This window comes from Lysobacter oryzae DSM 21044, from assembly GCF_059568595.1.
The window spans coordinates 165714-178341 of the sequence record NZ_JCANTQ010000014.1; the positions used below are offsets into that span (position 1 = coordinate 165714).

Annotated in this window: 17 protein-coding genes; 7 read left to right on the forward strand and 10 right to left on the reverse strand. The window is 68.4% G+C overall.

The genetic code is table 11. The annotated features are described in order from the left end of the window. Positions 1 to 51 precede the first annotated feature (51 nt). The 5 genes from BP05_RS14715 to BP05_RS14735 all read left to right on the forward strand — a co-directional run bounded on the left by BP05_RS14715 (position 52) and on the right by BP05_RS14735 (position 4384). Positions 52 to 1260, forward strand: coding sequence for a sensor histidine kinase (locus BP05_RS14715; protein ID WP_496364779.1), 1209 nt, complete (start codon positions 52 to 54; stop codon positions 1258 to 1260). Further along, positions 1257 to 1910 carry a response regulator gene (locus BP05_RS14720; protein WP_496364781.1) on the forward strand — a complete coding sequence of 218 codons (654 nt, stop codon included), beginning with the start codon at positions 1257 to 1259 and terminating at the stop codon, positions 1908 to 1910. The genes BP05_RS14715 and BP05_RS14720 overlap by 4 nt, the downstream gene beginning before the upstream one ends. Positions 1911 to 2149: 239 nt before the next feature. Then, complete coding sequence (locus tag BP05_RS14725) at positions 2150 to 3229, forward strand: polyketide cyclase (RefSeq protein ID WP_496364783.1); 1080 nt, start codon at positions 2150 to 2152, stop codon at positions 3227 to 3229. A gap of 108 nt (positions 3230 to 3337) precedes the next feature. Continuing rightward, positions 3338 to 3706 (forward strand): DUF423 domain-containing protein, encoded by a 369-nt coding sequence (locus BP05_RS14730; protein WP_496364785.1) that lies wholly within the window; start codon positions 3338 to 3340, stop codon positions 3704 to 3706. A gap of 3 nt (positions 3707 to 3709) precedes the next feature. Continuing rightward, entirely contained in the window at positions 3710 to 4384 is a 675-nt protein-coding gene (locus BP05_RS14735) for a DNA-3-methyladenine glycosylase family protein (protein WP_496364787.1), read from the forward strand. A gap of 16 nt (positions 4385 to 4400) precedes the next feature. Here the strand turns inward: BP05_RS14735 and BP05_RS14740 are convergent, their stop codons facing one another. From BP05_RS14740 to BP05_RS14775, 8 genes are all read right to left on the reverse strand, one after another. Continuing rightward, on the reverse strand, positions 4401 to 5198 hold the full coding sequence (locus BP05_RS14740; protein ID WP_496364789.1) for a M15 family metallopeptidase: 798 nt from the start codon (positions 5196 to 5198) through the stop codon (positions 4401 to 4403). A gap of 9 nt (positions 5199 to 5207) precedes the next feature. After that, positions 5208 to 5699: a hypothetical protein gene (locus BP05_RS14745; protein ID WP_496364791.1), complete on the reverse strand. Its 492-nt coding sequence runs from the start codon at positions 5697 to 5699 to the stop codon at positions 5208 to 5210. 202 nt (positions 5700 to 5901) lie between these two features. After that, the gene (locus tag BP05_RS14750) at positions 5902 to 6087 is read right to left on the reverse strand and encodes a hypothetical protein (RefSeq protein ID WP_496364793.1); all 186 of its coding nucleotides are present in this window, start codon (positions 6085 to 6087) and stop codon (positions 5902 to 5904) included. A gap of 30 nt (positions 6088 to 6117) precedes the next feature. Further along, positions 6118 to 6642 (reverse strand): PH domain-containing protein, encoded by a 525-nt coding sequence (locus tag BP05_RS14755; protein ID WP_496364795.1) that lies wholly within the window; start codon positions 6640 to 6642, stop codon positions 6118 to 6120. Next, complete coding sequence (locus tag BP05_RS14760; protein WP_496364797.1) at positions 6639 to 7442, reverse strand: CPBP family intramembrane glutamic endopeptidase; 804 nt, start codon at positions 7440 to 7442, stop codon at positions 6639 to 6641. The genes BP05_RS14755 and BP05_RS14760 overlap by 4 nt, the downstream gene beginning before the upstream one ends. Next, positions 7439 to 7624: a type II toxin-antitoxin system antitoxin gene (locus BP05_RS14765; protein WP_496364799.1), complete on the reverse strand. Its 186-nt coding sequence runs from the start codon at positions 7622 to 7624 to the stop codon at positions 7439 to 7441. The genes BP05_RS14760 and BP05_RS14765 overlap by 4 nt, the downstream gene beginning before the upstream one ends. Before the next feature lie 107 nt (positions 7625 to 7731). Beyond that, on the reverse strand, positions 7732 to 8595 hold the full coding sequence (locus tag BP05_RS14770; RefSeq protein ID WP_496364801.1) for an SPFH domain-containing protein: 864 nt from the start codon (positions 8593 to 8595) through the stop codon (positions 7732 to 7734). Between the two features lie 113 nt (positions 8596 to 8708). Next, positions 8709 to 9623 carry a hypothetical protein gene (locus BP05_RS14775; RefSeq protein ID WP_496364803.1) on the reverse strand — a complete coding sequence of 305 codons (915 nt, stop codon included), beginning with the start codon at positions 9621 to 9623 and terminating at the stop codon, positions 8709 to 8711. Between the two features lie 95 nt (positions 9624 to 9718). On the opposite strand from BP05_RS14775, the gene purT reads away from it, so the two are divergent. Together purT and BP05_RS14785 are read left to right on the forward strand one after the other, a co-directional pair. Beyond that, positions 9719 to 10918 (forward strand): formate-dependent phosphoribosylglycinamide formyltransferase, encoded by a 1200-nt coding sequence (gene purT, locus BP05_RS14780; RefSeq protein WP_496364805.1) that lies wholly within the window; start codon positions 9719 to 9721, stop codon positions 10916 to 10918. Positions 10919 to 10967: 49 nt separating this feature from the next. Continuing rightward, entirely contained in the window at positions 10968 to 11360 is a 393-nt protein-coding gene (locus tag BP05_RS14785) for a hypothetical protein (RefSeq protein WP_496364807.1), read from the forward strand. A gap of 19 nt (positions 11361 to 11379) precedes the next feature. On the opposite strand, the gene BP05_RS14790 is transcribed toward BP05_RS14785, so the two are convergent. Next, positions 11380 to 11712: a hypothetical protein gene (locus BP05_RS14790; RefSeq protein ID WP_496364809.1), complete on the reverse strand. Its 333-nt coding sequence runs from the start codon at positions 11710 to 11712 to the stop codon at positions 11380 to 11382. A gap of 93 nt (positions 11713 to 11805) precedes the next feature. Then, complete coding sequence (locus tag BP05_RS14795; protein WP_496364811.1) at positions 11806 to 12555, reverse strand: arginyltransferase; 750 nt, start codon at positions 12553 to 12555, stop codon at positions 11806 to 11808. Positions 12556 to 12628: the final 73 nt, after the last annotated feature.

The following is a 12628-nucleotide window of genomic DNA, read 5'->3' on the forward strand; positions in this document are numbered from 1 at the left end:
GCATGACTTTCGGACGGCTCCCCTACAGCAGGTAGTGGTTAGCATGGGTTCATGCTTTCCCGCCTCAACCATTCGCGCCTGCTCCGTTACGCCGGTCTTTTCACCTGGGCCGCGGTCGGGCTGTGGCTGCTGAACGTCTGGCTCGATCCGAGCTTCGTCCCGCCCGAGCCGGGCGAAGTGCTGAGTCTGCGCATCCTGCGCTGGCTGGCGGTGTACCTGGTGTTCGGGGTCGTCTACTGGTGGATCACCCGTTCGCTGGGCCAGCGCCGCCCCGGATTCGCGGACCACGCGCTGCTGCTGGTGCTGACGGCCTGCGCGATCGGCGTGAGTTACTTCTCCGGCTCCGGCCTGGGCAGCATCCTGCTGATGGTGCTGGCCGGCTTGCTGCCCTGGTTGCTGCGCCTGCCGGTCGGTGTCGCCTGGCTGATCGGCAGCAACCTCGCGACCGTCCCGGTGTTCGTCAACGCGCTCGACTTCCCGCCGATGATCGGTGTGCTGCAGTCGCTGCTGTACCTGGGGTTTTCCAGCTTCGTCTTCGTCACCGCCCTGGTCGCCCGCCAGCAGGCCGAGGCGCGCGAGGAGCAGCGCCGCCTCAATGCCGAACTGCGGGCCACCCGCGCCCTGCTGGGCGAGAGCGTGCGGGTGAACGAGCGCACCCGCATTTCGCGCGAACTGCACGACCTGCTGGGCCACCACCTCACCGCGCTGAGCCTGAACCTGGAGGTCGCCGGCCACCTGGCGCCGGAAGGGCGGGCCCGGGAGCACGTCCAGCAGGCGCATACGCTGGCCAAGCTGCTGCTTACCGACGTGCGCGAAGCCGTCAGCCAACTGCGCGAGGGCGGGGCGATCGACCTGGCGGCGGCGCTGCAGCCGTTGTCGGAGAACGTGCCGGCCCTCGACATCCACATGGACATCGAGGCGCCGCTGACCCTGGACGACCCCGAGCGTGCGCACGTGCTGTTGCGCTGCACGCAGGAAATCATCACCAACACGGTGCGCCACGCCAATGCGCACAACCTGTGGATCCATGCGCGGCGCGAGGGTGGCAACATCGTCGTCGACGCGCGGGACGACGGGCGCGGCGCCGATGCACTGGTGGCGGGCAACGGCTTGCGCGGCATGCGCGAGCGCCTGCTCCAGTACGGCGGCGACCTGCGCATCGAAACCCAACCCCGGCCTCACCCCGAAGCGGGATTCCGCCTGCGGCTGACCCTGCCGGCCTCGGCCACCCTGGCCGCAAGCGAAGGAGCGATTGCATGAGTGAAAAGAGCATCCGTGTGCTGCTGGTGGACGACCAGACCCTGGTGCGCCAGGGCGTGCGTTCCCTGCTGGCCCTGGCCGAAGGCATCGAGGTCGTCGCCGAGGCCAGCGATGGCAAGCAGGCCGTCGACATGATTCCGCAGATCCAGCCGGACGTCGTGCTGATGGACATGCGCATGCCGGTGATGTCCGGCCTGGAGGCCCTGCAGGCGCTGGCGCGCACGAACTCGCTGCCGCCGACGATCATCCTGACCACCTTCGACGACGACCAGCTGGTGCTGGCCGGCCTCAAGGCCGGCGCCAAGGGTTACCTGCTCAAGGATGTGTCGCTGGAGCAACTGGTCGGCGCGATCCAGGCAGTGGCCGACGGCGGCTCGCTGGTGCAGCCCGCGATGACCCAGCGCCTGCTTTCGGGCCTGGAGCACATGCGCAACGACTTCGTCAGCCTCGACCGGCCCGATCCGCTGACCGAGCGGGAAACGGAAATCCTGCGGCTGATGGCGGGGGGCTTTTCGAACAAGGAGATCGCCAACTCCCTGGGCGTGGCCGAAGGCACGATCAAGAACCATGTCTCCAACATCCTGAGCAAGCTCGGCGTACGCGACCGCACGCGCGCGGTGCTCAAGGCATTCGAATTGCAGCTGGTCTGAGGAATGCCAGGCCGGTGCCGCGGCTCCGCGCGGCGCCGGCGCTCCGGGAGCGATGGACGCCCTGCGCCCCGCCCGGGCGAATGCTTGACCGACTTTGCGCTTTCGTGGCGGCCGGCGGTGCGCATGGGCCGCCGGTCCGGCTCGCCCCCGCGTCGATGCTGCCGTGCAGCCGCCTGCTGGGTTACGATTGCCGACTTGCGCCCCGGCCGATTGCCGAGACCGGGCCCTGGAGAACCTGAATGACCCGTCTGCTCGAGATCCTGATTTCCCTGGCGATCGTCGCCGTGCTGTTCACTGTCGTCGGCTTCATCCTGCCGTCGAGCCGTCATCTGGAAAACTCGGTTGAGACCAACCGCAAGATGACCATCGTCTTCGACACCTTGAACAGCGTGCGCCGCTTCAAGGACTGGAACCCGTCCGTCGCCGGCGACCCCAAGATCAAGATCAACGTGTCGGGCCCGGAATCGGGCGTTGGTTCCAAGGTCAGCTGGCAGTCGGAAGAGAAGGCACTGGGATCGGGTAGCTGGACGATCAGCAAGAGCGAACCGGGCAAGCTCGTCGCTTACGCCATCGAAGACGTCGACCGCGGCCACAACAAGCGTTCGGAATTCACGTTCACCCCCACCGGCAAGGGCGGCCGCAACATCCAGATCACCCAGAGCTACGACGTCGACTACGGCATGAACCTGCTGGGCCGCTACTCGGGCCTGTACGTGACCAGCCACATCGGCGAGAAGATGAAGCTCGGCCTGGCCAGCCTCAGCAACATGCTGGCCACCATCCCGAACCTCGACTACACGGTGCTGGGCAAGGACGATCCGTCGATGGCGCCGAAGCTGGTCGACCGTCCGGGCGAGAACCTGCTGGTGCTGAATGCCGCGGTTCCGCTGAACCAGATCACGATCCAGAACCAGATGAAGACCAACATCGAGTGGATCAAGAAGAACATCGCCGCCAATGGCCTGGAAGCCATCGGCCCGGTGCGCATCATCACCAACGAATACGGCAGCTCGATCTACTCGTTCGACGTCGCCCAGCAGGTCCGCAAGGCGGGCACCGACCCGACCGTCAAGCTGGAAGGCCTGAAGCTGGCGAACAACGTCGAGCTGCTCTACAACGCTCCGAGCAAGATCGCCACCGTGCCGTTCAAGGGCCACATGTCGAACCTGCAGAACGTGCGCGACGCACTGCGCGCGTGGGCGATGACCCGCGGTTACGAGACCACCGAGCGCGCCTACGAGTCGTGGAAGAACGGCATCGACCCGGGCTTCGCCCCGGGCCAGGAAGGCGAGTACGACGTGGTGTGGGCGGTCAAGTAAGCGACCCCGCATCGTTCCAGCAAGACGCCGCGCACCGCGCGGCGTTTTGCTTTCTGGCGGACGGCCAGCCGCCGTCCACGGGGATCGCCCACGGCGTATCGTGTGCGCATGTACACACCTGACGAACTTGCCCTGCGACTGCGCGTGCTCACCGCGTCCGGGGCCGTGCTCGCGGCGCTGGCCGTGGCCTTGGCGGCCTATGCAAGCCACGCCGTCCACGGGCAGGCACAGGCGGCGTTGCAGACCGCGGCGGCCGTCGCGTTCGGCCACGGCGTCGCCCTCGCTACCCTCGCGCCGCCGGCGCGCCTGCGGGCGCACTTCCTATCGCTGAGCGGGCTGTTGCTTGGCACCCTGCTGTTTTCCGGCAGCCTCGTCCTGCACCATGCGCTGGACCTGCCCCTGCGGCTCGCACCCTTCGGCGGCGGCGTGCTGATTCTGTCCTGGCTGCTCTACGCGGCCGCATCGCTGAGGCGCTGACCGATGCCGCGACACAGCCGCGGGTTTGATACCGATGCCGCCTTCGACCACCTCACCCGGCGCGATCGCAAGCTCGGTGCGTGGATGAAGAAGCTGGGGCCGATCGAGCGGGATCCACGCTGGCGCAAGCCGTTCGATCCGGTCGACGCGCTGGCCCGGGCGATCCTGTACCAGCAGCTCAGCGGCAAGGCGGCGGCGACGATCGTGGGGCGGGTGGAAGTCGCCATTGGCAGCGACCGCTTCCACTGCGACACGCTGGCGAAGATCGATGACCCCGCCCTGCGCGCCTGCGGTGTCTCCGGCAACAAGACGCTCGCGCTGCGCGACCTGGCCGCGCGGGAGGAGCGCGGCGAGATCCCGGACCTGCGCCGCATGAGCACGATGGACAACGACGCGATCATCGAGGCGCTGACCCACATCCGCGGCATCGGCCGCTGGACGGTGGAAATGATGCTGATGTTCCGCCTCGGACGCCCCGACGTGCTGCCCGTGGATGACCTTGGCGTGCGCAAGGGGGCGCAGGTCGTCGACAAGCTCGACGAAATGCTCAAGCCGAAGGAGTTGCTGGAGCGAGGCGAGCGTTGGGGTCCGTACCGGACCTATGCGAGCCTGTACCTATGGCGGATCGCCGACGCGGGCACGAAGGCGAAGGAGCCGACGAAGCGTTCGCAGGAGTAGGCGCTCGTCCGCGCGATCAGGCGTCGAAGCGCCAGTGCCAAGGCTCGTAGACGATGCCGTGCGGGTTGTCGCGCGGGTAGCTCATCACGAATCCGTAGCCGGCCGCGTTGTCCCGCAGCCATGCGAAGGCGCCCGTGCGCTCGAAGCTTTCTTCCGCGGGCGGCTCGTCCAGGGTGCCGATGTCGAGCGCGCGGCCGGAATGGTGCTCGCTGTAACCCGGCGCCGCGTTGACGGTGAGGATCTCGTCCACCGTCAGCCCGCGCGCGAGCTTGCGCTCGAAGATCCCCAACTGGTAATCGTGGCCGCGATAACCCGAGATCGATTCCAGCACCACGCCGTCGTGCAAGGCCGCGGCCTGCATCGAGCGCCAGGCCCGCGCCGCGGGCGAGACCAGCCACAGCGGACGGCGGAAGCGGTCGAAGCCGGCGAGCGCGAGCGCCACCGGCTCGGCTACCAGCGGCAGGCCGGTGCGTTCACCGTAACCGTGGTCCAGGCCGAGCGAATGCAGGCGTTCCTGCAGGCGTTCAAGCGGTAGTTCACCGATCGTGTCCAGGCCGGCGCGACGGGGTTCGGCAAGGTGGTCGAGCAGGGCGAGCGCAACTTCGATGCCGGCTTCGCGTCGCAGACGTGGAACCAGGGCAAGCAACCCTTCGGGCAGATCCGCGGCGAGGTACTGGCCATCGCGCTTGCGCCGCAGCACGTGCCGGGCGCGCGAAAGCGCACGCGCATCGTGGTTGCTGCGCGCCCGCAGCAGGCCGCCGGGCCAGATCTCGATATCCGGCGTGTTCAGCAGCAGGTGCGAGGCGGCGCGCATCGCCGAAGGTTAGCTGGTGTAGATGCGCGGCGCCATTGCATTGAGCGCGGCGAGCAGCACCTGCGGCTGCTGCAGCGAGAGCAGCAGGTGCGGGCCACCATGCTCGGGCAGCCACAGCACGCGTCGCCGGTCGGTCAACAGGTAGAAGCCTTTGCCCCATTGGCGCGTGCGGAACCAGCCCGTCTGGTAGCCGGGCAGGGAGGCGCCGAAGGTACCGCGGCCCGGCAGCAGTTCGGTGCGTTCCTCGAGATCGACGATGCGGGCGCGTTCGAGCTCCAGTCGCGAGGCTTTCACTCGGCGCGTATGCACGCCCGCGCGGATTACCAGCACGTCCGCTTCGAGCGTCACCGAGCGGCGCCTGACCTGGCAACAAAGCAATGCAACGACAAGGAACAGGCCGAGTGCGGCCGCCCACAGCGAGGGTTGCGCGCGTACCGGGGCGGGCAGGAATGCGAGCAAGGCGATCGCGGCCGTGCCTGCGCCGACGCCTGCGGCTGGCATGGCGATGGCCTTTCGCGTGGGCGACACGACCTCGTATCGCCCAGCCGACAGCGTGCTTCGCATTGCGTCTGCTCCCCGGTCGTCCCCAGGGCGCCGATTGTGGGGCGGCCGGCTGCGCCGTCCCGCCACCAATGCGCGGTTACGCCAAGCGCCGTCTCGTTGCAGCGACGACGCCCATCACATTCGTTCCGGGACGCTCGCGTCAGTGACGCGATTCGCGCCAGGCCAGCAGCGACACTGCGCCGGTCACGAGGGCGGCGACACCGCTGGGCCATAGCGGCACGGCATAGCCGTTGACGATGATGTCCCAGCCAAGCAGCAGGCGGGTGAGCTGCAGCAGTGCGATCACGGCCAGCAGCAGGCAGGCTAGGGAAGTGAAAGGTTTCATCACAGACTCCTTGCGCGCCGTGGCGCGTGGTCAGGACGGTGTCGCGGCTCGCAGGACATCCAGCAGCGCCTGCGGCTTGTCCAGGCTCAACAGCAGGCGGCGACCGGAGCGTTCGTTCAAGACCAGTACCCGGGAAGGATTGGTCAACAGCACGAAGGCGCGGCTGCGATCGCGCAGGCGGAAGTGCCCGAGTTTCAGGCCGGGAAGGCGGGTCGCCATCAGCTTCAGGATCGGACGGAGTTCCGTGCGTTCGCGCAGGTCGATGATCCTTGCATCATTGAGGTCCAGCTCGCCAAGGGCGATGCGTCGGGAATACATGCCCGCATGCACCCGCAGTTCGCCCGCGTCGATTTCAACGCGCCGCCGGCGGATCACGATCGCGATCAGGACGGCAGACAGCAGCAACACGGGAAGGAACAAGAGCAGCTTGGGTTCCGCGCGCGCCGCGACCACCATGCCCGCGCCAGCGGCCATCATGGCCAGTCCGGGCAAGAACCAGGCCTTGCGCAGGTCCGGGGGCGTGACCGCGAATTCCTGGTGTGCCGAGCGGTTCATGGCGTGGCATTTCCTGCAAGCGGCGCCAGGACATGCAGCACGATGTCGGCGCTGAAGTGGGCGAGCATCGCCATCTCGATGCCGCGCTTCCAGTACAGCCAGCCGAAGACGATGCCGGCAAGGCCATTGAGCAGCAGCGTGCGCGCGACCACGATGCCATCCAGGCCCCACAGCGCCGCGGCCGCCGGCAGGTGGCCCATGCCGAACAGCACGGCCGCGAACAGGATGGCGACCCAGTAAGCAGCAGGCGGGAGTTGCCGGCGGCCGAAGCGCGCCAGCAGCCACGCCACCAGCGTCATCAGGAACAGGCGCAGTTGTAGTTCCTCGGCGATGCCGCCGTAGAACGAGGCAAGCAGACCGTTGAGCGCGGAGCGGCCGGCGCCGGGATCGGCGAGCGGATGCAGCGGGCGAGGCAGCAGCGGATCCAGAACGAGGCTGGCAGCGACGATCGCGCTCGCCGCAAGCACGCCCAGCACCACGGCTTGATAAGGCCGCAGCCGCGGCCAGGCGGGCTTCCGCCTGGCGACCAGCGCTTGCAGCAGCGGACTGCCGAGCCCGACCCGATGCCCCATGCGCAGACCGGCGAAGGACAGCAGTCCGAGCAGCACGAACGCCTGCATCGCCTGGAGCGCGGCGAGCACCGGCAGTGGCACCGGCACACGTTCCGCCGCGCCGGGAATCGTCTGCAACAGATACGGCAGCACCGCGACGACGCTCACCGCGGCGAGCGCGCCCCAGACTAGCGCGATCCTGGCGTCGGTCGTCCAGCGCGGCGCGCCGGTGTTGGTGTGTGCGCTCACTCGTCCTGCTCCGGGGGGTCGTCCTGGGGCGGCTTCGGCAGCCGTCCCGCCTTGCGCAACGCATCGCGCAGCACGTACTCGATCTGGGCGTTGAGGCTGCGCAGTTCGTCGTCGGCCCAGCGCTGCGCCGCGTTGAGCACGTCGGCGTTGATGCGAAGCGGATAGGCCTTCTTCTCCGCCACCGCTTCAGTCCTTGCGCCGTTGCCGGCGCCGGCTGGCCGCGATCGCGACGACCAGGATGACGACGATGGCACCAATGGCACCGATGGACGCTGTCATGGCGGCGTCCTCAGTACAGCGTGCCGGCGTTGACGATCGGCTGGGTGGCGCGTTCGCCGCACAGGACCACCAGCAGGTTGCTCACCATCTGCGCCTTGCGTTCCTCGTCGAGGTGCACGACGCCGTTCTTCTGCAATTCGGCCAGCGCCATTTCGACCATGCCCACGGCGCCGGCAACGATGCGCGTGCGCGCGGCGATGATCGCGTTGGCCTGCTGGCGCTGCAGCATCGCCTGGGCGATCTCGGGTGCGTAGGCGAGGTGGCTGATGCGCGCATCCAGCACCTGCACGCCCGCATCGGCGAGGCGGTCGGCCAGTTCCTGGCGCAGGTGCTGGCTGATCTCGGTGGCGTGGCTGCGCAGCGCGAGCTGGCCTTCCTCGTGCTGGTCGTAGGGATAGCTGGTGGCCATGGCACGCAGCGCCGACTCGGACTGGATATGCACGAAGCTTTCGTAGTCGTCGACGTTGTAGACGGCCTCGGCGCTGTCGACGACCTGCCACACGATCACCGCGGCGATCTCGATCGGCGAGCCATCCAGTTCGTTGACCTTGAGCTTGCCGCTCTCGAAGTTGCGCACGCGCTGGCTGATCTTCTTCTTAGCGTAGAAGGGGTTGTTCCAGCGCAGGCCGTTGTCCTTGACGGTGCCGATGTACTTGCCGAACAGGCTGAGCACGGCAGCCTGGTTCGGTTCGACCATGTAGAGGCCGAACAGGCAGAAGAAGGCCAGGACGCCGATCACGGCTGCTGCGGCCAGCATGACCGGCGACCCCGCGGCGGCGCCCGTCACGAACAGGTAGGCGGCCAGCAATCCGCCCACGATCAGGCCGAGCAGGGTCGGGATGCCGGGGAGGGACTGGGTCGGGTTCTCTTTCATGGCGGGTCTCCTGGGTTGCCGTAATGGTGATATCAATCTGATATCAACAGCAAGCGGCGGCCGATGAACGGTCGAACGCCCGAGCATTCCCGTCAAGAACTGCGGCGCCAGCTTTACGGCTCGATGCGATACAGCGGTGCCGGAATGAATTCCCCGGTCGCATACAGGGCCTTGCCGTCGCGCGCCCACCCCAGGGCTTCGGCCTGCGGGATCCACGGCAATTCGGTGACCTTGGGCGCGGCGGCGACGGCCTGCTCCCACGACTGCCCGCCAAGACGCGGGTAGAGCAGGAGGTTGCGGTAGGTCATCACCGCAAGCGTGCGGTCGTCGGGCGAAATATCGGCCGCGGTGACCTGGTTCATGATCCGCGCCTGCTTGGGGTTGGCGCGCAACTCCGCCTCGGTTGGTTGCGGGACGCCGGCGAGGGTGGCGATGCGGCGGGCCGTCTGGATTCCGTGCTGCGCCCGCAGCGGCAGCACGAACACCTCGGGCGGCTGCCGCTTCTTGGAGATCAGCAGCACCTGCCCCGCCTGTTCGTCGACCGCAACGGCTTCGCAATCGCGCGCGCCATCGGGCCAGCGGAAGGCGATCGACCAAGCCGGCCTGAGCCGCGCGTTCTGCAGCTGCGCGGGCTCCTCGATCACGTGCAGTTGCAGGGTGCGGCGCAAGCCGCCGTTGTCGCCGGTGTCGGCGACCAGCAGGTAGTCGTGTCCGTCCATGCGGAAGGCGGCCATGTCCTCCCAGTCGGTCTTGGTTACGCCTTCGATGCGCACGGTGGCCAGGCGGTCGCCGTCGGTGTTGACCGCGAACAGCCGCGCGGGATTGCCGCCGTCGTCGTGCAGCCACAGCACATCGCGATGCCGGCGCGAGGCCGCAAGACCGCTTATCTCCGCCAGTTGCGAGTCCAGCAACACGCCGGTCAATGAACCACCATGGGCTTCGCCGGTCGTGGCGCCATCGCGCGAGCAGCCCGCGATGCAGAGCACGGCAAGGACGAGCAGCAGCAGGGGGCGGCCGATACGCGACATGGCGGAAGCATCGCACGCGTGGCGCAATCCGGTCACGACCGAAGCTGGCCGCTAAACTAGCGGGCCCCACGTCCAGCGCCATGCGCAACGCTCCCATGACCCAGCTCGGTACGCCGCTTTCCCCACATGCCTGCCGCGTGCTCCTGCTCGGTTCGGGCGAGCTTGGCAAGGAAGTGGCGATCGAGTTGCAGCGTTTCGGCGTCGAGGTCATCGCCGCCGACCGCTATGCCGACGCGCCGGCGATGCAAGTCGCCCATCGCAGCCACGTGCTCGACATGCTCGACGGCGCGGCCATCCGCGCGCTGGTCGCGCTGGAACGCCCACACCTGATCGTCCCCGAGATCGAGGCGATTCACACGCAGACGCTGGTGGAACTGGAGCAGGAATTCGCCGAGCGCGGCACCGGTACCCGCGTCATCCCGACCGCGCGCGCCGCGCGGCTGACCATGGATCGGGAAGGCATCCGCCGGCTCGCGGCGGAGACGCTGGGCCTGCCGACCTCACCGTACCGGTTCGTCGATACCGTCGAGGACTACCGCGATGCGGTGCAGGCGATCGGCCTGCCATGCGTGGTCAAGCCAGTGATGTCGTCGTCGGGCAAGGGCCAGTCGCTGGTGCGCAGCGCGGCCGAGGTGGACGCCGCGTGGGACTACGCGCAGACCGGCGGCCGCGCCGGCGCCGGCCGCGTGATCGTCGAAGGCTTCGTCCGTTTCGACTACGAAATCACCCTGCTGACGGTCCGGCATCGCGACGGCACCAGCTTCTGCGAGCCGATCGGCCACCTGCAGCGCGACGGCGACTACCGCGAGAGCTGGCAGCCGCAGCCGATGTCGGCCAGGGCACTGGAGCGCGCGCAGCAGATCGCCCGCGCGATCACGGACGACCTCGGCGGCTGGGGCGTCTTCGGCGTCGAGCTGTTCGTGCAGGGCGACGAGGTGTGGTTCAGCGAAGTCTCGCCACGCCCACACGACACCGGGCTGGTTACGCTGGCCTCGCAGGACCTGAGCGAGTTCGCCCTGCATGCGCGCGCGATCCTCGGATTGCCCATCCCCGCGATCCGCGCGCAGGGCGCGGCGGCCTCGTGCGCGGTGCTGGCCCAGGGACACGGCGTGCCGGTGTTCGACGGCGTCGATTCCGCGCTGGCGCAGGCCGACACGCAGCTGCGCCTGTTCGGCAAGCCGCGGGTCGAAGGCCACCGCCGCGTGGCGGTGACCCTGGCGCTGGCGGACACCGTCGAACAGGCCCGCGAACGTGCCCGAGATGCGGCCGCGGGCCTGCGCATCGAGCTGCGCTGAACATCGGGCTGTTGGACGCAGCCCTACGTCACTGAACCGGAGCGCTTCCATGAACGATGCACACGGCTATTTCGTCTTCTTCCATCCGCAGGCGCTCGAGGCGCTCGGTGAGCCGATCAAGCCCTACCTCATCGGCGAAGGCGACAACCAGCACGTCCTGTGCCAGGAAGTCGATACCGCGGGCGCACTGATCGAGATGACCCTCGCCGGGCAGACCGCGCAGGGCAAGACGGTGCAGATCGAACTGATGGTGCCGGGCTCGATGGTGCGCATGATCGTGTCGGCGCACGGCGACGAGCAGTTCGGGTTCCAGCCGCGCTTCGGCGGCCTGCCCGCGCAGACCTTGCCGCCGGTCGGGCCCACGGCCGCACCCGCGCAAGCGGCGCCGCAGTCGGTGCCGGCGGCGAGCGATGCGCCGACGCAGACGCCGCCCAAGCCCTGAGCGTGTACCAGCGCGCGCCCTAGAGCGCGCAGCCGTACTTCGCGAACTCGTCCTTTGCCACGTCATGGGTGATGCTGCAGGCCTGCGGCAGCGTGGCGCGATGCTGCGGATCGGCGGCCGCCTCCTTCCAGGTGGTGAACAACTGGTGCGCCTCGCTCGCCAACGCCGCGCGCTCGCTCGCCGGCACCTTGCCGTGGATGCAGGCATCTACCCGGGCGAGGTAGTCGTCGCATTGGACGATGCCGATCACCCGGTCGCCGGGCAGGCTGGCGTCCCTGGATTCGGCCTGCGAACAGGCAGCCAGCGACAGGCACAGCAAGGCGGCGGCCGGGATGGCGATGCGGGTCTTCATGGATGCGGTCCCCTTGCGATCGCGAGGTGCGATCGATGACCGCGTACTTCACGGCGCGGGTGTTACCGGATCATGAATGCGGGATGGCACTGCCTACGCCGCGGTGAAATCCAGTTCCCGCCATTCGCGTCCGTCGAAGCCTTCGAGCGGACGGAACCTGCGCTTGTAGTCCATCTTGCCGTGGCCGGCGATCCAGTAGCCGAGGTAGAGATGCGTCCGCCCGGTGCTGCGCGCCCATTCGATCTGCTTGAGGATGGCCAGCGTGCCCAGACCCCGATCGGAGAATTCCGGGTCGTAGAACGTGTACACCGCGGACAGCGCGGAATCGACCACGTCGGTAACCGCGACGGCCAGCAGCCTGCCGCTGCCATGGTCGGCATGTTCACGCAGTTCGATGAAGCGGCCTTCGCTCCAACTGCCGACCAGGAACTGGTCGAACTCCGTCGCGCCGTGGCCGTCCATGCCACCGCCCGCGTGCCGGGCCGCGAGATAACGCCGGTACAGCGCGAGTTGCTCCTCGGTGCGCTCCGCGGGACGCACGCGCATGTCCAGCCGCGCGTTGCGCGCCAGGCAGCGGCGCTGGCTGCGATCCGGACGGAAACGCGCAACCGGGACGCGTACCGCCACGCAGGCGCGGCAGTGCGCGCAGTGCGGCCGGTAGACGATGTCGCCGGAACGGCGGAATCCCCAGCCCAGCGCCAGGGGATACAGGTGCTGCATGCGCGGATCACGCGGGTCGAAGACGAGGTCGCGCGCAACGCGATCGGACCAGTAGCCACAGGTGTGCTCGGTGGTCTGGAACAGGCGGAAGTCGTCTGCGTACTGGCCGGGATCGGTGCCCATGCGGGCAGCATAGCGCCGCCGCGCGCGGTCGTTGCGTTCACCGGGTGAACCCGTGGCTGCGGCCTGTCCTCGC

What these genes read in the sequence shown, in the direction of transcription:
- BP05_RS14715 (WP_496364779.1), top strand. Translation starts at nt 52, where the DNA reads ATGCTTTCCCGCCTCAACCATTCGCGCCTGCTCCGTTACGCCGGTCTT.
- BP05_RS14720 (WP_496364781.1), top strand. Translation starts at nt 1,257, where the DNA reads ATGAGTGAAAAGAGCATCCGTGTGCTGCTGGTGGACGACCAGACCCTG.
- BP05_RS14725 (WP_496364783.1), top strand. Translation starts at nt 2,150, where the DNA reads ATGACCCGTCTGCTCGAGATCCTGATTTCCCTGGCGATCGTCGCCGTG.
- BP05_RS14730 (WP_496364785.1), top strand. Translation starts at nt 3,338, where the DNA reads ATGTACACACCTGACGAACTTGCCCTGCGACTGCGCGTGCTCACCGCG.
- BP05_RS14735 (WP_496364787.1), top strand. Translation starts at nt 3,710, where the DNA reads ATGCCGCGACACAGCCGCGGGTTTGATACCGATGCCGCCTTCGACCAC.
- BP05_RS14740 (WP_496364789.1), bottom strand. Translation starts at nt 5,198, where the DNA reads ATGCGCGCCGCCTCGCACCTGCTGCTGAACACGCCGGATATCGAGATC.
- BP05_RS14745 (WP_496364791.1), bottom strand. Translation starts at nt 5,699, where the DNA reads ATGCCAGCCGCAGGCGTCGGCGCAGGCACGGCCGCGATCGCCTTGCTC.
- BP05_RS14750 (WP_496364793.1), bottom strand. Translation starts at nt 6,087, where the DNA reads ATGAAACCTTTCACTTCCCTAGCCTGCCTGCTGCTGGCCGTGATCGCA.
- BP05_RS14755 (WP_496364795.1), bottom strand. Translation starts at nt 6,642, where the DNA reads ATGAACCGCTCGGCACACCAGGAATTCGCGGTCACGCCCCCGGACCTG.
- BP05_RS14770 (WP_496364801.1), bottom strand. Translation starts at nt 8,595, where the DNA reads ATGAAAGAGAACCCGACCCAGTCCCTCCCCGGCATCCCGACCCTGCTC.
- BP05_RS14775 (WP_496364803.1), bottom strand. Translation starts at nt 9,623, where the DNA reads ATGTCGCGTATCGGCCGCCCCCTGCTGCTGCTCGTCCTTGCCGTGCTC.
- purT (WP_496364805.1), top strand. Translation starts at nt 9,719, where the DNA reads ATGACCCAGCTCGGTACGCCGCTTTCCCCACATGCCTGCCGCGTGCTC.
- BP05_RS14785 (WP_496364807.1), top strand. Translation starts at nt 10,968, where the DNA reads ATGAACGATGCACACGGCTATTTCGTCTTCTTCCATCCGCAGGCGCTC.
- BP05_RS14790 (WP_496364809.1), bottom strand. Translation starts at nt 11,712, where the DNA reads ATGAAGACCCGCATCGCCATCCCGGCCGCCGCCTTGCTGTGCCTGTCG.
- BP05_RS14795 (WP_496364811.1), bottom strand. Translation starts at nt 12,555, where the DNA reads ATGGGCACCGATCCCGGCCAGTACGCAGACGACTTCCGCCTGTTCCAG.